Origin of the sequence: Streptomyces sp. NBC_00669 (assembly GCF_036226785.1) — a bacterium.
Lineage (GTDB): Bacteria > Actinomycetota > Actinomycetes > Streptomycetales > Streptomycetaceae > Actinacidiphila.
The window spans coordinates 842,501-866,147 of record NZ_CP109018.1 but is presented as its reverse complement, the minus strand read 5'-3'; the positions used below and the strand labels follow the sequence as shown (position 1 = coordinate 866,147).

The window sequence follows — 23,647 nt, the reverse complement described above, 5'->3', positions numbered from 1 at the left end:
CGGGCGGCGGCCCCCGCGTCCGCGGCCTGGCGGATGGCCCCGGCCCCGGTTTCCGCAACGGCCCCGGCCCCCTCCCCGGCTCCGGCCCCGGCTTCGGCTCCGGGCGCCCGACCGGCCCCGCCCACCCGCACCCAGCCCACCCCCAGTACCCAGAGGAACGCACGACGTGATCACGGATCGGCAGGACGACACACGGGAATCCGGCGAGGCGGCCGGCCCGTCCCCCATCGTGCCCGGCGATGTCGCGGACGCCGCCCGCCTGGTCGGGTTCGGGTTGCAGCCCAAGCTGGTCCCGGCCCGCGACGCGGAGTACGCGGAACTGATCCGCCGCCACCGCGAGGACCCGGCGTTCGCCCGGCTCGCCGACGCCGTGGCGGCCGGGCTCGGCCTGATCGTGCTGGAGGTGTCGCCCCGGGCGGGCATGGCCGTCGCCGCGGGCGAGGACTCGGTGTTCGCGGTCCGGATGGGCGACTACGCCCGCCGCGCCGCGTCCGACTCCGGCGACCGCTTCCTGCACGGCCTCGCCCACCTCGCCGCGGCCGCCCTCGCCTTCCCCCGCCCCGAGGACCTGGCCGACGACGGCTACATCGGCCGGATCACCGTGCACGGAGTGGACGCCTTCGTCCGGCAGGCGTGCCGCCGGCTGGAGGAGCGCGCCGACGAGAGCGGCGAGAACACCGACCCGGCCAGCGACGCGCCCGGCCTGGAGGCGGCCTGGCGGGTCTACACCCGGCGCAGCGCCACCGGCGCGACCAAGGACGCCCGCCGGCTGGCGAGTTCGACCACCGGCATCATCGGCAAGGCCGTCGCGTTCCTGGTCGACTCCGGCTTCCTGCAACGCACCGGCGACGAGTCGGGCGGCACCTACCGCACCACCGCCCGCTACCAGCTCCAGGTCCGCGACATGGCGGGCAGCGCCGCCATGGCCGAACTCCTCGACCTCGGTGTCGTACCGGTCGGCGACGGCACCGCCACCCTCGTACCCGCCGCGGCCGACGGCGAGGCCGCGGACCTCGCCGCCGACGCCGGCCTGCCCTTCCACACCGGCAGCTGACCCGTGCCCCGGCCGGCCCCCACCGCCGCGCCACCTGAACCCCCGATCCGTAGCCCTGACCCGTACTCCGACTCCTAGCCCTGACCTCGTAGCCCTGACCTCGTAGCCCCGACCGGCATGCACCCGCCGAACGCCCGACCCGTTCCCCGAACCCACGAACCACCCCGACTCACCCCCGACCCGCATCCACCCGCCGAAGCCCCGAGGACGAAAGCCCCCCGCATGTACGAGCTCTCCCGACTGCGCCTCTACTCGATCGGGCCGGCCGGCGCGCGCTACGCCGACACCGTTCTCGACCTGCGCGGCGTCGGCGAGCCCGTGCCGCAGCCCGCACCCGCGCAGGGCGACTTCTTCGCCGACGAGCCGACCGGGCCGCCGCGCCGCCCCGCGCCGGCCGGCGTGCTCTTCCTGGAGAACGGCGGCGGCAAGTCCGTCCTGCTCAAGCTGATCTTCTCGGTGATGCTGCCCGGCCACCGCAACACCCTCGGCGGCGCCAGCTCCGGGGTGCTGCGCAAGTTCCTGCTCGCCGAGGACTGCGGCCACGTCGCCCTGGAGTGGCAGCACACCCTCACCGGCGAACTCGTCGTGGTCGGCAAGGTCAGCGAGTGGCGCGGCCGGCAGGTCTCCTCCGACCCACGCCGGTTCGCCGAGGCGTGGTACTCCTTCCGCCCCGGCCCCGGCCTCGGACTCGACTCGCTGCCGGTCGCCGAGTCGACGACGGTACGGCCCCCGGTCGAGGGCGCGTCCGGCGCGCGTGGCCGCCGCCGCACCATGAAGGGCTTCCGCGACGCCCTCACCGAGGCCGGCAAGGCGTACCCGCACCTGGAGGTGGTCTGGGAGGAGATCCACGACCGGTGGAACGAACACCTCGGTGACCTCGGCCTGGACCCCGAACTCTTCCGGTACCAGCGCGAGATGAACGCCGACGAGGGCGAGGCCGCCGGCCTGTTCGCGGTCAAGAAGGACTCCGACTTCACCGACCTGCTGCTGCGCGCGGTCACCGACACCCGCGACACCGACGGCCTCGCCGACCTCGTGCACGGCTTCGCCGGGAAGCTCGGCCGCCGGTCGGAACTCACCGCCGAGCGCGACTTCACCGCCGGCTCGCTCGACCTGCTGGACCGGATCGTCGAGGCCGCGGCCGTACGCGACCAGGCCCGCGGTGTGCACGCCCAGTCCGAGCGCCGCACCCGCGCGCTCACCCGGCGGCTGGCCGCCCGCGCCCGCCAGGAACGCGACCGGGCCGCCGACCTCGCCCACGACATGGCCGACGCCGCGCACACCGTCACCGACACCGAGCAGGCCCGGGCCGGCAGCGCCCGGATCGCCGCCGAACTCGCCTACCGGCACGCCTCGCTGGCGCTGGCCGGCGCCGAGAAGGGCGCCGCCGCGCTGCGCCGCGAGCTCACCGACGCCCGTACCCTGCACTCCGCCTGGCAGACCGCGGAGACGGTGCTGCGGCACCGTGCCGCCGGCGACCGGCTGGCCAGGGTCACCGAGGCGATCCGCGCCGCCGAGCGCGACGCGGCGCCCGCGCTCGCCGCCCGTACGCAGGCCGCCGCCGAACTCGTGCGCGCCTTGCAGGGTGCCGCGGTGCGGGCCGAGCGCCAGGCCGACGACGAGGAGGAGCGTTCCGCCACGCTGCAGACCCTCGCCGAGGGCGCCCACCGCGACGCGACCGCGGCTGCCACCGAGGCGCAGCGCGCCCGCAGCGAGAGCGGGCACCTCGGGCAGCGGCTCGCCGAGGTCGAGCAGGAGACCGCCGAGGCGGTGCGGGCCGGGTGGCTCGACGACACCGCGCCCGACGCCGATCCGGCCCGCGCCGCGCTCGCCGCCGCCGACGCCGAGCGCACCGCCGAGAAGCTGGCCCGCGCGGCCGCCGACACCGCCACCGCCGCCACCTCCCGCGCCCGCGAGGCCGCCGCCGCCGAGGCCCGCGCCGAACTCGCCGCGGCCCGCGCCACCGACGCGCTCACCGCGGCCACCACCGCCCACCGCGCCGCCCTCGACGCCACCACGGCACTCACCACCGACCCCCGCGCGGTCGCCCTGCTGAGCCTTGGCGACCCGGGCGCCGGGGCGGCCACCGCGTCACCCACCGGGGCACCCACCGCGTCAGCCATCGCGCCGGAGCCCGCGAGCGCCGACACGTCCGGCACGTCCGGCACCGCCGGCACGTCCGACGCATCCGGCACCGCCGGCACGTCCGGCACCGCCCGCACCAGCGGCCCGGTCGGCAGCGCGTCAGCCGGCGAAACCAGGGGAGCCGGCGGCGCCAGCGGAGCCGTCCACCACGAAGGACCGCTGACCGCCGCGGAGTTGGACCGCTTCGCCGAACCGCTGCGGGAGATGCTGGAGGACGGCGTCGCGGCGGCCGAACGCCAGATGTTCGAGCTGCGCACGGCCGCCGCCGACGACACCCGTATCCTGGGCGCGCTCGGCGACGGCGGGCTGCTGCCGCCCGGCCCCGACGTCCTGGCCACCGTGGAGTACCTCGCCGAGCACGGCGTCCCCGCGCTGCCCGGCTGGCGGTATCTCGCCCAGGCCGTCGCCCCGGCCGACCACGCCGCCGTGATGGCGGCCCGCCCCGAGCTGGTCGACGGGGTCGTGGTGACCGACCCGGACTCGTACACGCGGGCCAGGGAAGCCCTGGCCCAGGCGGCGCTGCTGCCGCGGTCGACCGTCGCCGTGGGCACCGCCGCCGCGCTGCTGGCCCCGCCGCCCGCCGCCGACCACGCCCCCGACGTGTTCCTGGTCCCGCCGAACCCGGCGATGCACGACGAGATGGCCGCCGACGGCGAGCGCCGCGAGCTGCGCGGACGCGCCACCGCCCGCGAGGAGGAGATCCGTACCCTCGCCGCCCGGCTGGCGCACGACCGTACGCTCGCCGCGCGCCTCGCGTCCTGGCGGGCGTCCTGCCCGCCCGGGCGCCTGGCGGAACTCGGCGCGGAAGTCGCCGCCGCCCAGGACACCGCGGAGGAAGCCCGCGCCGAGCTGTCGGCCGCGCGGGCGGAGCGGGCCGAGGCCGACGCGGCCGCCGCCGAGGCCGGCGCGGACCACGACGCCCGCCGGGCCGCCGCCGAGCAGGCCCGCCGCCGCGCCGACAAGCTCGCCGGGCTCGCCCACCGGCTGCGCGAGCGCGCCAACTGGCAGCGCCGGGCCCGCGAACTGGCCGCCGACGCCGCCGAGGCCGAGGCCCGCGCGGAGACCTGCCTGGACCGGGCCCGGGCCGCGGACGAGGACCGCAGGGCCGCCCAGCGCGCCTCCGACGACGCCCGCCGCACCGCACGGGTGCTGCGCGCCGAACGCGCGGAGATCGCCGGTGCCCCCGAGGACACCCCCGAGCCCGACGCCGACGAGCCGTCCGCCTCCTCGCTGCCCGCCCTGCGCGAGGCGTACCGCGCGGCCTCGCAGGTCTACGAACAGGTCGGCGTCGGCGCCGACCTGCGCGCCGAACAGGCCCGCGCGGAGAGCACCGAGAACTCCGCGCTCGCCGAACTCGAACGCCTCAGCAACAAGGTCCGCAGCCGCGCCGCCCAGCTCCTCGAAGGCCCCGACGGCTCCGACGGGCCGTCCCGGCAGGCCGCCGCCGGCCGCGCGGAACAGCTCGTGCAGACCCTGGAGTCACGCCAGTCCACCGCCAGCGAGCAACTCGGCCGGCTGCGCGCCGAGGCCGAACGCCTCGCCCCGGCCGACGGCGACGCCCACGCGGCGCTGCCCGACGCCCTCACCCCGCGCGACGCCGAGCACGCCCAGCAGCTGCTGCGCGCCGCCAACGCCGAACTCGCCACCCACACCGAGGAGGTGGAGCAGGCCAGGACCGCGCACGCGGACATCGTCCGATCCCACCGCGCCGCCGAGGACGCGGCGAGCGGCTTCGACGAGACCGCCGCCCTCCTGCGCGACCTGCTGCGCGACGGCCCGCAGACCGCGGCCGAGGAGGACGAACCGGAGCCGTACCCCGGCAGCCTGGAGGAGGCCCGGCACGCCGCGGCCGAGGCCCGGCGGGGCCTGCGCGGCTGCGCCGCCGACCTGTCCACCGCCGACACCCAACTGCGCGACGCCTCCGACGTGTTGGTCCGGCACGCCAACGCGGTCCGCTACGAGCAGGTCCGCACCCCCGCCCGGCAGCAGATCCGCGAGCTGCCCGCGTCGTCGCTGCCCGAGCACTCCGCCGCCTGGGCCGCGGCGTTCGCCCCCCGGCTGCGCGTACTGACCGACGAACTGGGCCAGTTGGAGCGCAACCGGGACAGCATCGTGGACCGGCTGCGCGGCCTGGTCGAGTCCTCGCTCGCCACGCTCCGCTCCGCGCAGCGCCTGTCCCGGCTGCCGGAGGGGCTCGGCGAGTGGTCCGGGCAGGAGTTCCTGCGCATCCGCTTCGAGGACCCCGACCACGCCGTGCTCACCGACCGGCTCGGCGAGGTCATCGACGAGGCCACCCGTGCCGCCGTCCGGAAGAACTCCGACCTGCGGCGCGACGGCATGACCCTGCTGCTGCGCGGGGTCGCCGCGGCCCTGGAGCCGCGCGGGGTCGCCGTGGAGATCCTCAAGCCGGACGCGGTGCTGCGCGCCGAGCGGGTGCCGGTCGGGCAGATGGGCGACGTGTTCTCCGGCGGCCAACTCCTCACCGCCGCCATCGCGTTGTACTGCACGATGGCCGCGCTGCGCAGCAACGACCGCGGCCGGGACCGCCAGCGGCACGCCGGCACCCTCTTCCTGGACAACCCCATCGGCCGCGCCAACGCCACCTACCTGCTGGAGCTCCAGCGGGCCGTCGCCGATGCGCTCGGCGTCCAACTGCTCTACACCACCGGCCTGTTCGACACGACAGCGCTCGCCGAGTTCCCGCTGGTGGTGCGGCTGCGCAATGACGCGGACCTGCGGGCGGGCCTGAAGTACATCAGCGTCGAGGAACATCTGCGGCCCGGGCTGCCGGTGCCCGACCCGCGCGGCGAGCAGGTGCACGGCGAGATCACCGCCACCCGTATGTTCCGCCGCCCCGCAGAGGCTCAAACCCCGTAGCCGATGCTCGAACCCCGTAGGCGTTCAGGCTCCATGCGCTCCCGGCAGGTGGCTCCGCCGCGGTCCGCCGCGTATGTGCGTCCGATGGCCCGCACCGCGTCGCGCGGCGGCCCGCGCCGCCCGGCGTTCGCGGCGGCGCTCCCTGCGCAGGGCCCGCGCCGCGCTGCTCGGGCTGGACACCACTCCGTTGCGCTGGTTCCACACCTGGCGGGTGACCCAGACATCGAGCACCGCCCAGCTCGCGACGACACTGGTGAGCACCGAGGCCAGCGTCATCGGAGCGCTCAGCCAGGAGTCGCCGACGGCCAGCAGCACGGTCGTCACCGCCTCCGTGAGCGCGACCGCGGAGATCAGCACCGCACGCACCGCCGCCGCCCGAACCGGATCGGGCATACGCGGGGTCGGTACGGACTGGTCCTCCCACATTGATCGGGGTTCGAACTCCATAAGGGGTCCCTGCCCCGAAACGTCCGTGCGCATTCCGCCCGATCCCGCACCGGAACAGGTGGCACTTTCCGGCCAGACCCGGTCAACCCTCCGGACGGACTTTCGAGTTACCACAGTGACAGTAGTAGGCTCACGCCGTTTGCACGCCACAGACCGATCCCCGTTTCGGGGTGAGACGTTGGGGAGGCCATGCGCTTTCGCGGTACGACGATCCGCCGGAAGATCGTGGCGCTGCTGCTGATCCCGCTGGTGTCCCTCACCGCCATCTGGGTCTTTGCCGCAACGATCACGAGCCGAGCGGTGTTCGGACGGCCCGATCCCGAGCGAATAGCGAACAACGTGCTCTATCCCTTGCAGGACGTGCTGGGCAGTCTCCAGCAGGAGCGCAAGGCCGCACTGTTGTACGTCGCCAACACCCGGGACTCCCAGGCGCGGATCGCCTTCGAGAAGCAGGGCCAGGTGACGGATTCGGCCATTGCGAAGCTGCGCGGCAACATCACCGACGGCCACATGCGCAAAGACCTCAACGCTTCGGCACGCGAGCACCTCGACGACTTCTTCACCGGAGTCGGTGATCTGGCGCAACTGCGCCGGCGAGTGGACGACCAGCACATCTCCCGCGAGGACACGTACGCCGGTTACAACACCTTCCAGGGACCGGCTTTCGCGTTCTGCGACAGCCTCTATCTGGTCGACAACACCAGTGTCGAGCCGCAACGCACCGCGGGGATCGGAGTGATCCGGGCCGAGGAGCAGATCACCCGCGAGGACGCCCTGATGGGCGCCGCGATCAGCACCGGCCATATGACCCGCCAGGAACTCACCGCCTTCACCTCCGCCGTCGCCGTGGAACGCGGCTACTACGCCGACAACACCCCCGGGTTGGCAAAGGCGGACCGTGCGCGGTTCGACGCGTTCTGGCGGAGCGAGCCCGGAAAGCAGTTGCGCGCCGCCCAGGACGCGATCTCGGCCGCCACCCCGGCCGACGCGCCGATCGTCGCCGCACACCAGTCCTGGCCGACGGTGGCCGGCACCGCGGTGACCGGCGTCAACAAGCTGGACCAGCAGGTCGTCGTGGACTTCACCAAGAAGGCCTCTCCCGTGGCGACCTCCCTCGTGGTGGAGGCGATCCTGGCCGGTGGCCTCGGCCTGATCGCGGTGGTCGCGTCGGTGATCGTGTCGGTCCGGATCGGCCGCGGGCTGATCCGCGACCTGACCGGGCTGCGCCGCGAGGCGCAGGAGCTGTCCGGCACCCGGCTGCCGCGCGTGATGCGCCGGCTCGCCTCGGGCGAGCAGGTCGACATCGAGACCGAGGTGCCGCGGCTGCAGTACACGGACGACGAGATCGGCCAGGTCGGCCAGGCGCTCAACGTGCTCCAGCGCGCCGCCGTCGAGGCGGCGGTCCGGCAGGCCGACATGCGCAAGGGCGTCTCCGACGTCTTCGTCAACCTCGCCCGCCGCAGCCAGGTGCTGCTGCACCGCCAACTCACGCTGCTGGACTCGATGGAGCGGCGCACCGAGCAGCCCGACGAGCTCGCCGACCTGTTCCGGCTGGACCACATGACCACCCGCATGCGGCGGCACGCCGAGGGTCTGGTCATCCTCTCCGGCGCGGCCCCCTCCCGGCAGTGGCGCAAGCCGGTGCAGCTGATGGACGTCGTCCGCGCCGCCGTCGCCGAAGTCGAGGACTACGAGCGGATCGAGGTCCGCCGGCTGCCGCGGCTGGCCGTGGCCGGTGCCGCGGTCGCCGACCTCACCCACCTGCTCGCCGAACTCATCGAGAACGCCGCGGTGTTCTCGCCCCCGCACACCCAAGTACGGCTGCACGGCGAGCCGGTCGCCAACGGCTTCGTGCTGGAGATCGACGACCGCGGTCTCGGCCTGACCCCGGACGCCCTGCTCGAAGCGAACCTGCGGCTCGCCGAGACCCCCGAGTTCGAGCTGTCCGACACCGACCGGCTCGGCCTGTTCGTGGTCAGCCGGCTCGCCCAGCGGCACAGCGTCCGCGTCTCGCTGCGCCAGTCGCCGTACGGCGGCACGACCGCGGTGGTGCTGGTGCCGGCGGCGCTGCTCAGCGAGAGCGGCGACGTCGACACCGGCGCGACCCGCCTGGACCTCGCGGACGACCTGACGCCCGCCGGCGACACCGAGCACACCTTCCGGCAGTGGGGCCTGGACGGCGCCGGCGGCGAGCCCCACAAGGAGCACGTCGCCCACGTCGAGGAACCGCCCGCCCCGCAACCCCTCCCGCAGCCCCTCCCGCAGCCCGCGGCAGAGCCGGAGCCGGGCGGGCCGTTCGGCCTGCCCCGCCGCAGGCGGCGCACCGCACCGGTGCTGGTCACCGACCACGGCCGCCCGGTCGGCGAGCCACCGCAGCCCGCGGACCGCGCCGAGCCCGAACAGCCGGCACAGCCCGCCGAACCGGCCACACCGGGGGCACCGGACGTCCCGGCGGCGCAGGCCGCGCAGACCGAGCAGCCGGAGCGGGGCCAGGAGCGCGGCGAGGGGCAGGAAGCCCGCAGGCCCTGGAACACCGCACCCCAGCCGCCCCGCCAGCCGGGCCCGCCGGTGCAGGCCGTGCCGCCGGTGGGCGGCGCCGAGCCGCTGCCGACCCGCCGCACCTCCACCCGGCACGCCGCGCCCGCGTCCCCACCAGCACCGGCACCCGCGCCTGCTCCCGCGCCCGCCCCCGCTCCCGCTCCCGCGGCCGGCAACACCGCTGCCCCCGCGCCCGGTGCCGCGCCGGGCGGCGGCACCGTACTTCCGCGCCGGGTCCGGCAGGCGAACCTCGCGCCGCAGTTGCGGAGCGACCCGACGCAGACCGGCCGCCGTACGGAAGAGCCTGCCGTGCGCGAGCGGTCCGCCGACGAAGTGCGCGACCGGATGGCGTCACTCCAGCGCGGCTGGCAGCGCGGCCGGGCCGCCGAGTCGGACCCGGCACCCGGGTCCGACGACGACACCTCGACCTCCGTAACGCGAACGACACCTGAGGAGTACGGCCGATGACGGCACCATCCAGCCCGACACGCGAGCTGAGCTGGCTCCTTGACGATCTGGTCACCCGCGTGGCCAGCATCCGCAAGGCGCTGGTGCTCTCCGGGGACGGCCTGTCCATCGGCGCGTCCGACGGGCTCACCCGCGAGGACTCCGAGCACCTCGCCGCCGTCGCCTCCGGCTTCCACAGCCTGGCGAAGGGAGTCGGACGGCACTTCGAAGCCGGCCGGGTCCGGCAGACCATCGTGGAACTCGACGAGGCGTTCCTCTTCGTCACCGCGGCGGGCGACGGCAGTTGCCTGGCGGTGCTCAGCGACGCGGACTCCGACGTCGGCCAGGTCGCGTACGAGATGGCCCTGCTGGTCAAGCGGGTAGGGGTACATCTGAGCAGCGCACCGCGGCACGGCGGCGGCGCGGCGCTCAGCGGCTGACCGCGATGTGCTGAATCTACGGGGTGACAGGGCATGACTTCTGAGTCGTCCGAAACATCTGAACCGTCGTCATCGGAGCAGTGGTACGACGACGCTGCCGGACCGGTGGTACGGCCCTACGCGATGACACGGGGCCGTACCAGCCATGCCGCGAAGGCCAGAATCGACCTGATCGCCCTGGTGATCACCGAGCGGGCGCCCGGCGACGGGGACCCGATCGACGACCACACCCTGTCGCCCGAGCACCTCGACATCATCGAGCGCTGCCAGTACCAGGCCATCTCCGTCGCCGAGTTGGCGGCCGACCTCGACCTTCCGGTGGGCGTGGTCCGGGTGTTGGTCGGCGACCTGGTGGAAGCCGCGCACGTGCACATTCACAAGCCGGTGCCGCCGGCCGAGTTGCCCGATGTGAGCATCCTGCGCGAGGTGATCAATGGCCTGCGCGCCTTGTAGCGCCGGACCAGGCCCGATCCCGGTCCGAGCAGTCCCCGCCACCGCCGTCACCGCGCCCGCCGACGCGCTGCGGCAGAAACCGTCACCAGGGCAAGTAACCTGTGTGACACGTGAGTTGTGAGTACGCCACCCGCGGGCGTCCCCTCGCCCGCCCCGGTAGGGAAGTAGAGAAGAGACCATGGCCGCCGTGCGCACCGAACGTCGTCCCGAGCAGCCCGCCAAAGAGCCGGTGGCGCTCAAGCTGCTGGTGGCCGGCGGTTTCGGCGCGGGCAAGACCACGCTGGTCGGCGCGGTCAGCGAGATCCGCCCGCTGCGCACCGAGGAGTCGCTGAGCGAGGTCGGCCGCCCGGTCGACAGCACCGTCGGGGTCGAGGGCAAGCGGACCACCACGGTCGCCATGGACTTCGGCCGGATCACGCTGCGCGAGAACCTGGTGCTCTACCTGTTCGGCACACCCGGTCAGGACCGGTTCTGGTTCCTGTGGGACGAGTTGGCGCAGGGCGCGCTCGGCGCGGTGGTGCTCGCCGACACCCGGCGGCTGGCCGACTGCTTCGCCGCCGTCGACTACTTCGAGCAGCGCGGCATCCCCTTCGCGGTGGCCGTCAACTGCTTCGACGGCGCCGAGTTGCACGACCCGCAGCACGTCCGTGAGGCGCTCGACATCGATGCGGGAGTGCCGGTGGTGCTGTGCGACGCGCGCGAGCGCGACTCGGCGAAGAACGTCCTGATCAGCGTGGTCGAGCACGCCGCGAACATGGCGGCGCGGCGGAGTGCCGGGTAACTGCTGTCGCCTGAAACGTGGTTGACGGCACGTCAGTCGTGACTCGTTGTCCGTGAACCGTGCACCGTGAGCCGTCGGTCGTGTGTTGGCCGGCGGCTCACGTGCGTGCGGGGCCGTCCGTGCCTTCCGCCGTGTCCGTGCCCCCGCCGTGTCCGCGCCGGCGGCGGCCCCCTCCTGCGGCGCCGAACTCCCTTGCTCCGCGAGCCACTTCGCCGCGGTCGCGCCGAGTTCCGCGTCCCGTCCCGCGAGCATCGTGGTGATCATCTTCACGTCGCCGCGCAGCGACCACGCCGGGTGCCCGAAGGTCGCCGGGTTGTTCCCCTCGATCAGGAAGTGCGCGGGCCACGCGGTCCCGTAGCCGATCAGCGGGAGCGCGGCGGCGTATCGCGCCCGCCCGCGGGCCAGGCCGTAGCCGCTGACCGCGAGTCCGGTCAGCGAGCCGACGAGATGCACCCAGCGGGTCGCCGCCTTGGAGTGCATCGCCACGTAGTAGGGCCAGAACTCCTCGAAGGAGCCGTAGGTCTGCTTCGTCATTACCGCACAGTAGCGCCGGGCCTGGACCTTGTCAGGGGTCCGTGCTATGTTCTTCTCATATCGAGAAGTACTCATAGTGAGAATGACTCGGGACGGGTACGGGCGGCTCGATGCGGCCGGCAAGCGGAGGATGGAGGGGGCTGTGGTGGACGCGGCGCAGCATGACCACAGTGACGAACAGGAGCTGCGGGAGCGGGACTTCCTCGCCGACTACGACCCGCGCGCGTTCGACCCGATCGCGGTGACCGTCGACGTGGTCGTGCTGACCCTGCGTCAGGGCCGGCTGCACGTCCTCGCGATCGAGCGCGGCGGACCGCCGTTCGCTGGAGCCTGGGCGCTGCCCGGCGGGTTCGTGCGGGCCGGGAAGGAGTCGCTCGACGCGGCCGCGGCCCGCGAACTCGCCGAGGAGACCGGCCTGGACGCCACCACGCTCGGCCGGGTCCACCTCGAACAGCTCGGTTCGTACGGCCACCCGGACCGCGACCCGCGCATGCACGTCGTCTCGATCGCCTACCTCGCCTTCGCGCCGGGCCTGCCCGACGCCCAGGCGGGCGGCGACGCGGCCGGCGCCGACTGGCTCCCGGTGGCGGCGGTCGCCCCCGCCGGGCAACCGGAAACGGCAGCTCGGCGTCCCTTCGAGCAGGGTCGGCTGACCGGAACCCACGGGGGTGGTACCGGTCGCCGACCCGTTCCTTCGGCACCTGGCGAGGCCGTGCTCGCCTTCGACCACGCGCTCATCCTCGCCGACGCCCTGGAGCGGGCCCGCGGCAAGATCGAGTACACGCCGCTGGCGACCGCGTTCCTCGCCGAGACCTTCACCATCAGCGAGTTGCGCGCGGTCTACGAGACGGTGTGGGGCGCCCCGCTGCACGCCGGCAACTTCCACCGCAAGGTGCTGTCCGTGCCCGGCTTCGTGGAGTCCACCGGGCAGACCGACACCCGCCCCGGCAGCCGCGGCGGTCCCCGCGCCCGCCTCTACCGGGCCGGCGACGCCAAGCTGCTGCACCCCGCGCTGCTGCGGCCGGACCGTGAGGCGGACATACGATGAGCGCCGCCGACGCGCGTACCGTCCCCGGCCGTGCGGCTGCCGCCGCCGGACCGGGCGGGCACCCACACCCACACCCACACCCACAAGCCGACCGGCACCCGGCAGCGGACGACCGGCCCGAACCGCGCACCTTCGACGAGGCCCTGGCCGTACTCGACAGCGGCGGCACCGCTTTCCCCGCCGACCCCGCACAGGCCGCCAGCCGCTTCCGCCGGCTGGCCCGGCTGCTCCACCCGGACACCTCGCCGCCCGGCCGCGCCGCGCAGGCCACCGCCGCGTTCGCCCGGCTCACCGCCGCCTGGCACGACCACGACCGGCAGATCCTCACCGGCCCCCGGTACCGCTACGTACTCGGCCCGCTGCTGGCCGCCGGCGACCTCGCCGACCTGCACACCGCCCGCTACGACCACGACGGCGAGCGCCGCACCGCCGTCCTGAAGATCCCGCGGCAGCCGCGCGACAACGACCTCGCCGAGCACGAGGCCGACGTCCTGACCCGTCTCCACACCGTCGGCGAACGCCGGCACCGCGCCTACGCGCCCACTCTCGTGGAGAGCTTCCGGCACCGCGCCGACGACGGCACCGAGCGCCTGGTCAACGCGCTCGCGCCGCTCACCGGCTTCCACAGCCTCGCCGCCGTCGCCGCCGCCCACCCCGGCGGACTCGACCCGCGCGACGCCGCCTGGATGTGGCGCCGCCTGCTCACCGCGCTGGGCTGGGCCCACCGCGCCGGGCTGGTGCACGGCGCGGTGTTCCCCGAACACGTCCTCATCCAACCCGAGTTGCACGGTCTGGTGCTGGTCGACTGGTGCTACGCCACCGCTGTCGGCACCGACGTACCCGTCCTCATCCACCACCACGCCGACGACTACCCGCCCGAGGCGCGGCAGCACGAACCCGCCTCCCCGGCCACCGACATCCACCTCGCCTCGCTCTGCGTACGCCGCCTGGTCGGCCCCCGCGCCCCGGGCCCGATGCGCGCTTTCCTGCGCGGCTGCACCCTGCCCGGCCGGAACTCCCGTCCGCAGGACGCCTGGCAGCTGCTCGCCGAACTCGACGACCTCCTCGACCGGCTCTACGGGCTCCGCACCTTCCGCCCGTTCACGATGCCGACCGCCAACTGACCGACCGGGCACGGCCGTTCACCCGGCCGTGCGGTGCCATGCGACGCACGGCCGGCCACCACCCGCCACACACCACCACTTCACCAGGGGGAACACCATGGGCAGCGGAAGCTGGTCCACCAACGTCTACGACGCCGCCGAGCGCTACCGTTCGGCCTCCGGCGCCAGCGCCTTCGCCTACAGCGACCGGGTCAAGCACAGCGCACCGCGGTCGAGTTGGACCGCGCACCCCTCGCTCGACCCGCACGGCCTCAGCACCCGCGAGAGCCGCGACTCCGCCGAGCACCCCACCTCGCTCGCCATCTCCGTGCTCTTCGACGTCACCGGCTCGATGGGCGGCGTCCCGCGGGTCCTCCAGACCAAGCTGCCCGAACTCTTCGGACTGCTGCTGCGCAAGGGCTACACCGAGCACCCGCAGATCCTCTTCGGCGGCGTCGGAGACGCCACCTGCGACCGAGTGCCGCTCCAGCTCGGCCAGTTCGAGTCCGACAACCGGATGGACGAGCAGCTCGGCAACATCCTCCTCGAAGGCGGAGGCGGCGGCCAGATGACCGAGTCCTACGAACTCGCCCTCTACGCCATGGCCCGGCACACCTCCCTGGACTGCCACGAGAAGCGGGGCCGCCGCGGCTACCTCTTCCTCATCGGCGACGAGATGCCCTACGGCAAGGTGAAGGCCCGCGAGATCCGCGACGTGCTCGGCGACCCCGTCCAGGAGGACATCCCGCTGCCCGAGATCCTCGCCGAACTGCGCCGCAAGTTCCACGTCTTCTACATCCTCCCGGCCGGCGCCTCGCACGCCGGCAACCCCGAGGTCCTCACCCTCTGGCGCCGCCTGCTGGGCCAGAACGTGATCGAGCTGGACGACCTCGACGCCGTCTGCGAGACCATCGCGCTCACCGTCGGCCTCGGCGAGGAGGCCATCGACCTCGCCGCGGGCCTCGCGGACCTGGCCGAGGTCGGCTCCACCGTGGGCCCCTCGGTGGCCCGGGCCCTCACCCCCCTGACGCGCTGACGCCCGCGCGCCCCGCCTGCGCGCCTGCTCGCCTGCCGCCCGTACGGCGGGCGGGGTGGGGCGGGGTGGGGCAGGTCGGGGCCGGTGCGAGGCCGGATCAGGACAGACGGTCACCCCGGCGACCCGGTACCCCGGCGCGCGTACCTGCGGCCCGGCAACGAAAGGAGTTCCCCGTGCACACCACGGTCGTCGACCTCGGCTACGGCGACGCCGGCAAGGGCGCCGTCGTCGCGCGCCTGTGCCAGGAGCGGACCGTCACCGCCGTCGTACGGTTCAACGGCGGCCCGCAGGCCGCCCACAACGTGGTGACCGCCGACGGCCGCCACCACACCTTCGCCCAGTTCGGCGCCGGCACCTTCCACGGCACCCCCACCCACCTGTCCCGCTTCATGTCCGTCGACCCGCTGGCCCTGGCCGCGGAGGCCGACCACCTCCGCGCCCTGGGCGTCCCGGCGCCGTACGGCCTGCTCACCGTGGACCGCGCGGCACGCCTCGTCACGCCGTACCACGCCGCCGCCAACCGGCTGCGCGAGCAGGCCCGCGGCGCGGACCGGCACGGCTCGTGCGGCATGGGTGTGGGGGAGACCGCCCGCTACGCCCTGGCGTACCCGGCCGACGCACCGACCGTGGGCGACTGCGCCTCCCGGCCGCGGCTGCTGCGCACGTTGCGGCTGCTGCGCGACCGCCTCACCGACGAGCTCGGGCCGCTGCCCGCGCCGCCGGTCGAGGACTGCGCGGCCGCGTTCGCCGCGTTCGCCGACGCGGTGGCCCTCACCGACGAGACCCACCTGCGCCGCCTGGTCCGCTCCGGCCCGCTCGTCTTCGAAGGCGCCCAGGGCGTCCTGCTCGACGAGTGGCACGGCTTCCACCCGTACACCACCTGGTCGACCACCACCTTCGCCAACGCCGAGACGCTGCTCGCCGAGGCCGGCGCGGCGGATGCGGCGCGCCGGATCGGCGTGGTCCGCACGTACACCGTCCGGCACGGTCCTGGCCCGCACGTCACCGAGGAGCCGGAACTGGCCGCCGCACTGCCCGAACCGCACAACGGCCACGGCCGCTGGCAAGGCGCCTTCCGGGTCGGGCACTTCGACGCGGTCGCGCACGCGTACGCCGTCGCGGTGTGCGGGGGAGTGGACGCGCTGGCCGTCACCCACCTGGACGCGCCGCCGCGCTGCCCGGCACTGCGGATCTGCCACGGCTACGCGATCGAGGGCCGGTTGGTGGAACGGCTCCCGGTCGGCCGGCCCGGCGACCTCGACCGCCAGGCCGCGCTCACCCGGCAACTGCTCGGCGCGCACCCCGCGTTGTGGTCGACGCCCGAGCACTGGCCCGCCACGATCAGTGCCCTCCTCGGCGCGCCGGTGGTGATGGAGTCGTACGGCCCGGCCCGCCAGACGCTGACCGGTGCCGGGGTCGGATAGGGTCCGCGAGTGCCCACCGACCCCCCGCGCGCCGGCTCCCGACCCGCCAACTCCCCGTACACCGAGCCCGATCACGCCGACATCGGTCACGCCGACATCGGTCACGTCGAACCCGATCGCACCGAACCCGATCCCGCCGACACCGCCCGCGCGGGCTCGTACCGCCCCGACTCGCACTGCTCCACCTGCGGAACGCCCTACCCCGACGCCGGGGTCTGGCCGCGCACCTGCCCCGCCTGCGGCCACACCGCCTACCGCAACCCGCTGCCGGTCGCGGTGTGCCTGCTGCCGGTCCACGACGCGGACGGCACCGGCCTCGTCGTCATCCGCCGCACCATCCGGCCCGCGCTCGGCCGGCTCGCGCTGCCCGGCGGTTTCATCGACTTCGGCGAGACCTGGCAGCAGGCCACCACACGGGAGTTGGCGGAGGAGACCGGAATCGTCGCCGGGGCGGCCGACGTGGTGCTCGCCGACGCCCTGACCGACACCGAGGGCGGCTACCTGCTGCTCTTCGGCCTGCTGCCGCCGCGCCCGCTCGGCGAACTGCCGCCCTCCGTGCCGACCGACGAGACCGAGGGCTACGAACTCCTGCACGCACCTCAGGAGTTGGGCTTCCCGCTGCACACCCTCGCGGTGCGCCGCTGGTTCGACGGCGGCTACGCCCCCAGCCCCCGCACCCGCACCTCGTAGCCGACCTCGCCGCCGCCCTCCCGCTCCACCACGACCTGGTCCTCCTTCCAGTGCGACACGAAGTGCTCCCGGCGCGGCGGCGCCCACCCCTCCGGGTCACCGACGACGACCTCGCCGCCCCCGCCCCGGCCCGGGCGCGGCGCCCACGCCTCCAGCCGCACCGCCCCGTCGGCCCCGGCCACCGGCAGCACCGACCCGGCCCTGGCCAGCACCGGAATCCGGCCCAACGGCGCCTCCACCCGCACCGTCGAGCGCCCCCGGTAGGCCACGCCGGTGGCCGTGTCGTGCCACAGCCCGCGCGGCAGCCGCACCTGCCGGCTGGTGGCGCCCTCCGTGAGCACCGGCGCCACCAGCAGCGACTCCCCGAGCAGGAAGGCGTCCTCGCAGTCCCGCAACGCCCGGTCGCCCGGCGACTTCCACCACAGCGGCCGCACATACGGCGCCCCGGTGCGGTGCGCGACGTGCGCCAGCGTCTCCAGATACGGCATCAGCCGCCCCCGCTCCCGGAGCGCCGCCCGGGCGTGCTCCAACACCTCGGGACCGAACTCCCACGGCTCCCGCAGCCCCGCGTCGATCGCCGAGTGGGTGCGGAACAGCGGCAGGTAAGCGCCGAGTTGGAACCAGCGCAGATACAGCTCCGGCGACGGCGTGCCCGTGAAGCCGCCCACGTCCGGCCCGGAGTACGGCACCCCGCACAGCCCCAGACCCAACACCAGCGCCAGCGAGGCCCGCAGCCCCTCCCACCCGGTCGCCACATCCCCCGACCAGGTGCCGCCGTACCGCTGCATCCCCGCCCAGCCCGAGCGGGAGAAGAGGAACGGCCGCTGCTCCGGCCGCAGTTCGCGCAAGCCCTCGTAGCCGGCCCGGGCCATCGACAGCCCGTACACGTTGTGCGCCTCGCGGTGGTCGCCACCGCGGCCGTCCAACGAGTGCCGGGCCGACAGCGGCAGCGTCGGATCACCGAACGCCGCGAAGGACACCGGCTCGTTCATGTCGTGCCAGAACCCGGCGAAGCCTTTCGCCAGCCGCTCCTCGTACAGACCGCCCCACCAGGCGCGCGCGGCCGGATCGGTGAAATCGGGGAAGGCCGCCTCGCCCGGCCACACCACCCCGCGCACCTCTTGCCCCCGCGCGTCCCGTACGAACGCGCCCGCCGCCGTCCCGCTGTCGTACGCCGCAAGCCCCGGCTCCGCCTTCACCGCCGGGTCCACGATCGACACCAGGCGCACCCCGTGCTCGCCCAACTCCTTGGCCAGGCCCGGCAGATCGGGGAAGGTCCGCGGATCGGCCGTGAAGACCCGGTGCCCGTCGAAGTGGTCGATGTCCAGATGCAGCACCGACAGCGGCAGCGCACGCTCCCGGTACCCGGCCGCGACCCGCCGCACCTCGTCCTGGCTGCCGAACCCCCACCGAGAATGCTGGTGGCCCAGCGCCCAGCGCGGCGGCAGCGCGGGCCGCCCGGTCAGCGCCGTCCACCCCGCCAGCACCCGGGCGGGCGTACCGGCGATCACCCAGTACCGCAGCTGCCCGCCGTCCATCCGCAGCCGGCTGATCCCCGCCTGGTCCGGCCCCGACCCGGCGCCCTCCCGGCCGTCCCACAGCGCGACCTCGCCGTCCCACGTGTTGTCGTGGAAAGCCAGATGGCAGCCCGCGTCCGCGACCACGAGCTGCACCGGCATGGTGATGTACAGCGGGTCGTCGCCCGGCCCGAACGCCCCGCCCGGATCGGTGTTCCACAACCGGTACCGGCCGGTGCGCAGCACCGGACCCGCCGCCCGCCCGCCCATGCCGAACACCCGCGCGTCGGCCGGCAACCGCGCCCGCTGCTCCCAGCGCGGCGCCCGGCCGTCCCCCTGCCCGGCCGCCGGGACCCGCCACGACGGCGGCCCCTCCGAGCGCAGCAGCAGCCCGCCCGGCGTACGGAAGTCCACCACCCCCCGCTGCGAGATCCGCACCGTGATCCGCTCGGACACCACCCGCCAGCCCGCGCCGTCCGGCTCCAGCACCGCCCGCGGGTCGGCCGGCGGGCACTCGCCGGCCAGGGCGTACGACGGCAGCGGCCCGGCGCCGTCCCAGCCGCAGAAGACCGCGCCGCCCACCGCCACCCGCACCCGCAACTCCGCCCGCGCGAACCGCACCACGCCGCCGCCCGGCTCCGGGTCCGCCCCCACCACCTCTCCCGGCGTACGCGCCCGCTCCGGGCCGGGCACGGGCAGGTCCCTGGCATCCAGCGCCCGCCGCCGCACCGCCCAGCGCACCGCGAGCCGCCCCCGCGCCGAGCCCAGCATCCGGGCCGCCCGCAGCAGATCGGCGCCCTCCGCCCGCTGCCGTCGCAGCGCCGCCCGCAGGCCCCGCACCTCGCCGACGACCTCCCCCCACACCGCGCCCAGCAGATACCCAGCGTCCATGCCCCCACCCTCCCACCGGCCCGGGAACCCGCGCCGCTCGTTCAGCCGCTGTTCACCTCGACGATCATGCCCGGCCGCGGCGCGGCACCCACCCGCCACCGGCCACCGTCCGGTGCGACCCGCCCCACACCACCCGGGCCACCCTGGCGTCCAAGACGATCACATGGCATCGTCCTGCCCAGTCCCCGGGCGACGGACGCCCGTCCGGGAACCACCGACGCAACGACGCGTACCGTCCGGGAGCCGCCCATGAGCACCACGCCCGAGCCCGCCGCCAGCAGCCCCGAGCCGCTGTGGAGCCCGAGCCCCGAACGGATCGCCGGCGCCCGGCTGACCCGCTTCCAGCAGTGGGCCGCCCAGCGGCACGGTGCCCCCGCCGCCACGGGCACCGACCCCGTCGCCGACTACGCGGCCCTGCACGCCTGGTCCGTGCGCGCGCCCGAGGAGTTCTGGCGCGCGGTCACCGAGTGGTTCGACGTCCGCTTCTCCACCCCCGCCGACACGGTCCTCGCCGATCCGGCGATGCCCGGCGCGCGCTGGTTCCCCGGCGCCCGGCTCAACTACGCCGAACACGCCCTGCGCCCCGCCCTCGACCCCGACCAGGCCGACCGACCCGCCCTCGTCCACGTCGACGAACGGCACGAACCGGCCACCGTCACCTGGGCAGAACTGAGCCGCCAGGTCGCCTCGCTCGCCGCCGAACTGCGCCGGCTCGGCGTCACCCCCGGCGACCGCGTCAGCGGCTACGTACCCAACACCGCGCACGCGGTCGTCGCGCTCCTGGCCACCGCGGCCGTCGGCGGCGTATGGACCTCCTGCGCCCCCGACTTCGGCGCCCGCAGCGTGCTGGACCGCTTCCAACAGGTCGAGCCGGTCGTGCTGTTCGCGGTCGACGGCTACCGCTACGGCGGCAAGACCCACGACCGCACCGCCACCGTCGCCGAACTGCGCGCCGGACTGCCCACGGTGCGCGCCACCATCCACATCCCGCTGCTCGGCACCGAGGCCCCCGAAGGCGCCCTGCACTGGGACGCGTCGACCACGTCCGAGGCCGAACCCCACTACGAGCAGGTCCCGTTCGACCACCCGCTGTGGGTGCTGTACTCCTCCGGCACCACCGGCCTGCCCAAGGCCATCGTCCAGTCCCAGGGCGGCATCCTGCTCGAACACCTCAAGCAGACCGGCCTGCACCTCGACCTCGGCCCCGGCGACCGCTTCTTCTGGTACACCTCCACCGGCTGGATGATGTGGAACTTCCTCGTCTCCGGCCTGCTGGCGGGCGCCACGATCGTGCTCTACGACGGCGCGCCCGGCTACCCCGACACCGCGGCCCAGTGGCGGGTCGTGGAGCGGACCGGCACCACCGTCTTCGGCACGTCGGCCGCCTACGTCATCGCCTGCCGCAAGGCGGAGGTGCACCCCGGACGCGACTTCGACCTCTCGGCGGTCGGCTGCGTCGCCACCACCGGTTCCCCGCTGCCCCCCGACGGGTTCCGCTGGCTGCACGACGAGGTCGCCGCCGACCTGTGGATCGCCTCGGTCAGCGGCGGTACCGACGTGTGCAGTTGCTTCGCCGGCGGCGTGCCGACCCTGCCCGTCCACGTCGGTGAACTCCAAGCGGCCTGTCTGGGCACGGACCTTCAGGCGTGGGACGCCCAAGGGCGGCCGGTGGTCGACGAGGTGGGGGAGCTGGTGGTCACCAACCCGATGCCCTCCATGCCGATCCGGTTCTGGAACGACCCGGGCGACACGCGCTACCGCGAGAGCTACTTCGAGATGTTCCCCGGCGTGTGGCGGCACGGAGACTGGATCACCCTCACCTCACGCGGCACCGTCGTCATCCACGGCCGCTCCGACTCCACCCTCAACCGCCAAGGCGTCCGGATGGGCTCCTCCGACATCTACGAGGTCGTCGAACGCCTCCCGGAGATCGCCGAATCCCTCGTCATCGGCGTCGAACAGCCCGACGGGGGCTACTGGATGCCGCTGTTCGTCCGGCTCGCCCCCGGCGCCGCGCTCGACGACGGGCTGCGCGACCGCATCCGCACCGCGATCCGCGCCCAACTCTCCCCGCGCCACGTGCCGGACGAGGTCATCGCGGTCCCCGGAGTGCCGCACACCCTCACCGGCAAGCGCATCGAGGTCCCGGTCAAACGGCTCCTCCAGGGCACCGCGCTCGACAAGGCGGTCAACCCCGGCTCGGTGGACGACCTGGAAGTGCTGCGCTTCTACGAGCGGCTCGCCGCCGAACGCGCCGCCGGCGGCCGCCCGTAGCTCCGGCTGCTCCCGGCGAGCACCCGCCACGGCCCGCGGCACCAGGATCGGCGCCGCGGGCCGCCACCGTCCCATCGTCATATCGTCACATCCCCCGTCGGTTCCGGTACGTCGGTTCCGGCGCGGAGCCGCGTTGTCAGTGGGTCCGACTACGGTGAGTGAGCAGTGGTGGTCGGGCCGTACCGGTTCCGGCCTCCACCGACCCGTGCTGACCCGCACCGACTCCAAGGGGAACCCATGCCACCCACCGCCGACCACACCGGCCGACCCGACCAGCCCGCCACCCGCGAGGACGCCCGCACGCGTTCCCGCACCCGCACCCGCCCCGAGCAGGCACCCGCCGGCGCCCGCGCACCCCGCACCGGCCGCCCCGGCGGCCGACCGGGACGCACCCGCCTGCGCCGAGCCCTGCGCCGGGAAGCCCCCACCGTCGTCTCCCTGCTCCTCGACGACCACGACTTCACCGCCATGACCCGCCACCCGAGCTTCCCCTTCGACGACTACGGACAGTATCTGCACCACCTCGACGGGCTGCTGCGCGGCCTGCACGCCCAAGGCACGCACATCGCCGTCACCCACTTCGACCCCGACGCCTACGACGACTACTGCCGCAGCACCCGCCGGCCACCGGACACCCCCGACACCCGCACCCGCTACGTCGCGGAGGCCACCACCACCGGCCCCACCGTCCACTACGCCCGCCAGCCCGTCACGGAACTGCGCGCCTCCCTCGGCCGCGAAGCCGACCGCCGCGCCGTCTGGCAGCGCGCCACCGACCTCCTCATGGACGCCGGCTCCTGCCCCGACTGCGGTCAGGACCTCGCGCACTGCGCCTTCGACGACGCGTCCGACACCCTCCTACGGCTGCTGGACGCCGTCGGCCCCGGCGCCCACCACCTCGTGTGCAGCCTCCCCACCGACGACGGCCCACCTCTCCCCGCCGCCCTCCACGCCCACACCTCGCCCGACGGCGAACCCCACTTCGCCGAGGCCGACGCCCTCGTCCTGTGCACCCTCATCGCCGCCGCCACCGTCACCGGCCGCACCGCCGGACTCGTCATCCGCACCTTCGACCACGACGGCGACACCGTCCGCGGCTGGGAACTCCACCAGGGCGACCCCCGACCCCTCACCGAAGCAGCCGTCTTCGACGCCTACTGCACCGACCCCGCCACCGGCACCCCCATCCCCCCGGAACCCGGCGTCCGCTACGCCGCCGGCATCCCCCTCCCGTAGCGAGCCGAGCGGACAGCCGCGTGACCGGCCCCACCGGCGGAAGGCCCGGCACCTTCCGCCGGGATACCGGACGCGCGGTCCCGCACCCCGGCTCGCCCGGACCATCCGAGCCACCGGACCACCCGCACTACTCGCCCGACTACTCGCCCGACAGGACCGCTTGCGCGGCCCCCCGGGCCGCATCGGCGCTGTCCGTCGCCCGCGCCGCCGCCGCGGCCCGCTCGCACTGCGCCACCGTGTGCTTCGCCAACGTCGTCCGCACATACGGGATCGACGCCGCCCCCATCGAAAGGCTGGTCACCCCCAACCCCGTCAGCACACACGCCAGCAGCGGATCGGCCGCCGCCTCACCGCAGACCCCGCAGCTCTTCCCCTCGGCCCGAGCCGCCTCCGCGGCGGCCGCCACCAGGTCGAGCAGCGCCGGCTGCCACGGGTCCTGCCACCGTGCCACCGCCCCCACCTGCCGGTCCGCCGCGAAGGTGTACTGCGCCAGATCGTTCGTCCCCAGCGAAAGGAACTCCACCTCCTTCAGCACCGACCGCGCCCGCAGCGCCGCCGAGGGAATCTCCACCATCGCCCCGAACTTCGCCGGCAGCCCGGCCGCACGGCACGCGTCCGCGAACGCCTTCGCGTCCTGCCGGTCCGCGACCATCGGCGCCATGACCTCCAGGTGCACCGGAAGCCCCTCCACCGCACGCGCCAGCGCCCTCAA

Annotated in this window: 16 protein-coding genes and 1 pseudogene (1 of these 17 only partly in view); 13 read left to right on the top strand and 4 right to left on the bottom strand. The window is 74.7% G+C overall.

Annotated features, from left to right (window positions below; all coding sequences use genetic code 11):
* Positions 1-226 precede the first annotated feature (226 nt).
* Together OG896_RS03505 and OG896_RS03500 are read left to right on the top strand one after the other, a co-directional pair.
* Entirely contained in the window at positions 227-1,054 is an 828-nt protein-coding gene (locus OG896_RS03505) for a hypothetical protein (protein WP_329373655.1), read from the top strand.
* 222 nt (positions 1,055-1,276) lie between these two features.
* Positions 1,277-6,076 (top strand): hypothetical protein, encoded by a 4,800-nt coding sequence (locus OG896_RS03500; protein ID WP_329362260.1) that lies wholly within the window; start codon positions 1,277-1,279, stop codon positions 6,074-6,076.
* Between the two features lie 24 nt (positions 6,077-6,100).
* Here OG896_RS03500 and OG896_RS03495 read toward each other — a convergent pair whose 3' ends face one another.
* Complete coding sequence (locus tag OG896_RS03495; RefSeq protein ID WP_402448273.1) at positions 6,101-6,469, bottom strand: hypothetical protein; 369 nt, start codon at positions 6,467-6,469, stop codon at positions 6,101-6,103.
* A 243-nt stretch (positions 6,470-6,712) separates the two neighbouring features.
* Between OG896_RS03495 and OG896_RS03490 the strand changes: the two genes are divergently transcribed.
* The 4 genes from OG896_RS03490 to OG896_RS03475 all read left to right on the top strand — a co-directional run bounded on the left by OG896_RS03490 (position 6,713) and on the right by OG896_RS03475 (position 11,182).
* A complete protein-coding gene (locus OG896_RS03490) occupies positions 6,713-9,529 on the top strand; it encodes a sensor histidine kinase (RefSeq protein ID WP_329362258.1) in 2,817 nt (938 codons plus the stop codon).
* Complete coding sequence (locus tag OG896_RS03485) at positions 9,526-9,948, top strand: roadblock/LC7 domain-containing protein (RefSeq protein WP_328472455.1); 423 nt, start codon at positions 9,526-9,528, stop codon at positions 9,946-9,948. Before OG896_RS03490 ends, OG896_RS03485 begins: the two co-directional genes overlap by 4 nt.
* A gap of 33 nt (positions 9,949-9,981) precedes the next feature.
* Positions 9,982-10,401, top strand: a complete 420-nt coding sequence (locus OG896_RS03480) for a DUF742 domain-containing protein (protein WP_329362255.1) — start codon at positions 9,982-9,984, stop codon at positions 10,399-10,401.
* Positions 10,402-10,579: 178 nt separating this feature from the next.
* Positions 10,580-11,182: a GTP-binding protein gene (locus OG896_RS03475; RefSeq protein ID WP_329362253.1), complete on the top strand. Its 603-nt coding sequence runs from the start codon at positions 10,580-10,582 to the stop codon at positions 11,180-11,182.
* A 186-nt stretch (positions 11,183-11,368) separates the two neighbouring features.
* Here OG896_RS03475 and OG896_RS03470 read toward each other — a convergent pair.
* Positions 11,369-11,716 (bottom strand): annotated as a pseudogene (locus OG896_RS03470) (Mpo1-like protein); the annotation flags it as partial.
* 130 nt (positions 11,717-11,846) lie between these two features.
* On the opposite strand from OG896_RS03470, the gene OG896_RS03465 reads away from it, so the two are divergent.
* The 5 genes from OG896_RS03465 to OG896_RS03445 all read left to right on the top strand — a co-directional run bounded on the left by OG896_RS03465 (position 11,847) and on the right by OG896_RS03445 (position 17,017).
* Complete coding sequence (locus tag OG896_RS03465; protein ID WP_443057225.1) at positions 11,847-12,764, top strand: NUDIX hydrolase; 918 nt, start codon at positions 11,847-11,849, stop codon at positions 12,762-12,764.
* Positions 12,761-13,888, top strand: a complete 1,128-nt coding sequence (locus tag OG896_RS03460; protein WP_329362251.1) for a molecular chaperone DnaJ — start codon at positions 12,761-12,763, stop codon at positions 13,886-13,888. Before OG896_RS03465 ends, OG896_RS03460 begins: the two co-directional genes overlap by 4 nt.
* 97 nt (positions 13,889-13,985) lie before the next feature.
* Entirely contained in the window at positions 13,986-14,903 is a 918-nt protein-coding gene (locus tag OG896_RS03455; protein WP_329362249.1) for a hypothetical protein, read from the top strand.
* Between the two features lie 173 nt (positions 14,904-15,076).
* On the top strand, positions 15,077-16,327 hold the full coding sequence (locus OG896_RS03450) for an adenylosuccinate synthetase (RefSeq protein ID WP_329362247.1): 1,251 nt from the start codon (positions 15,077-15,079) through the stop codon (positions 16,325-16,327).
* A gap of 96 nt (positions 16,328-16,423) precedes the next feature.
* A complete protein-coding gene (locus OG896_RS03445; protein WP_443057224.1) occupies positions 16,424-17,017 on the top strand; it encodes an NUDIX domain-containing protein in 594 nt (197 codons plus the stop codon).
* Here OG896_RS03445 and OG896_RS03440 read toward each other — a convergent pair.
* Complete coding sequence (locus OG896_RS03440; RefSeq protein WP_329373651.1) at positions 16,984-19,305, bottom strand: glycoside hydrolase family 31 protein; 2,322 nt, start codon at positions 19,303-19,305, stop codon at positions 16,984-16,986. The two genes, OG896_RS03445 and OG896_RS03440, sit on opposite strands and share 34 nt — an antisense overlap.
* 369 nt (positions 19,306-19,674) lie before the next feature.
* Between OG896_RS03440 and OG896_RS03435 the strand changes: the two genes are divergently transcribed.
* Together OG896_RS03435 and OG896_RS03430 are read left to right on the top strand one after the other, a co-directional pair.
* Positions 19,675-21,699, top strand: coding sequence for an acetoacetate--CoA ligase (locus OG896_RS03435; RefSeq protein WP_329362243.1), 2,025 nt, complete (start codon positions 19,675-19,677; stop codon positions 21,697-21,699).
* A gap of 237 nt (positions 21,700-21,936) precedes the next feature.
* Entirely contained in the window at positions 21,937-22,935 is a 999-nt protein-coding gene (locus tag OG896_RS03430) for a hypothetical protein (RefSeq protein ID WP_329362241.1), read from the top strand.
* 139 nt (positions 22,936-23,074) lie between these two features.
* Here OG896_RS03430 and ptsP read toward each other — a convergent pair whose 3' ends face one another.
* Positions 23,075-23,647: the final stretch of a phosphoenolpyruvate--protein phosphotransferase gene (ptsP, locus tag OG896_RS03425; RefSeq protein ID WP_329362239.1), read on the bottom strand. Its footprint extends 1,098 nt past the window's final position; the window shows 573 of its 1,671 coding nt (coding positions 1,099-1,671); its start codon lies off the right edge, out of view; its stop codon occupies positions 23,075-23,077.

Bases quoted from the DNA above. Each gene is read 5' to 3' on its own strand.
- OG896_RS03490 (WP_329362258.1), top strand. From the start codon at position 6,713: ATGCGCTTTCGCGGTACGACGATCCGCCGGAAGATCGTGGCGCTGCTG.
- OG896_RS03485 (WP_328472455.1), top strand. From the start codon at position 9,526: ATGACGGCACCATCCAGCCCGACACGCGAGCTGAGCTGGCTCCTTGAC.
- OG896_RS03495 (WP_402448273.1), bottom strand. From the start codon at position 6,469: ATGCCCGATCCGGTTCGGGCGGCGGCGGTGCGTGCGGTGCTGATCTCC.
- OG896_RS03435 (WP_329362243.1), top strand. From the start codon at position 19,675: ATGAGCACCACGCCCGAGCCCGCCGCCAGCAGCCCCGAGCCGCTGTGG.
- OG896_RS03430 (WP_329362241.1), top strand. From the start codon at position 21,937: ATGCCACCCACCGCCGACCACACCGGCCGACCCGACCAGCCCGCCACC.
- OG896_RS03475 (WP_329362253.1), top strand. From the start codon at position 10,580: ATGGCCGCCGTGCGCACCGAACGTCGTCCCGAGCAGCCCGCCAAAGAG.
- OG896_RS03500 (WP_329362260.1), top strand. From the start codon at position 1,277: ATGTACGAGCTCTCCCGACTGCGCCTCTACTCGATCGGGCCGGCCGGC.
- OG896_RS03455 (WP_329362249.1), top strand. From the start codon at position 13,986: ATGGGCAGCGGAAGCTGGTCCACCAACGTCTACGACGCCGCCGAGCGC.
- OG896_RS03465 (WP_443057225.1), top strand. From the start codon at position 11,847: ATGGAGGGGGCTGTGGTGGACGCGGCGCAGCATGACCACAGTGACGAA.
- OG896_RS03460 (WP_329362251.1), top strand. From the start codon at position 12,761: ATGAGCGCCGCCGACGCGCGTACCGTCCCCGGCCGTGCGGCTGCCGCC.
- OG896_RS03440 (WP_329373651.1), bottom strand. From the start codon at position 19,305: ATGCTGGGCTCGGCGCGGGGGCGGCTCGCGGTGCGCTGGGCGGTGCGG.
- OG896_RS03480 (WP_329362255.1), top strand. From the start codon at position 9,982: ATGACTTCTGAGTCGTCCGAAACATCTGAACCGTCGTCATCGGAGCAG.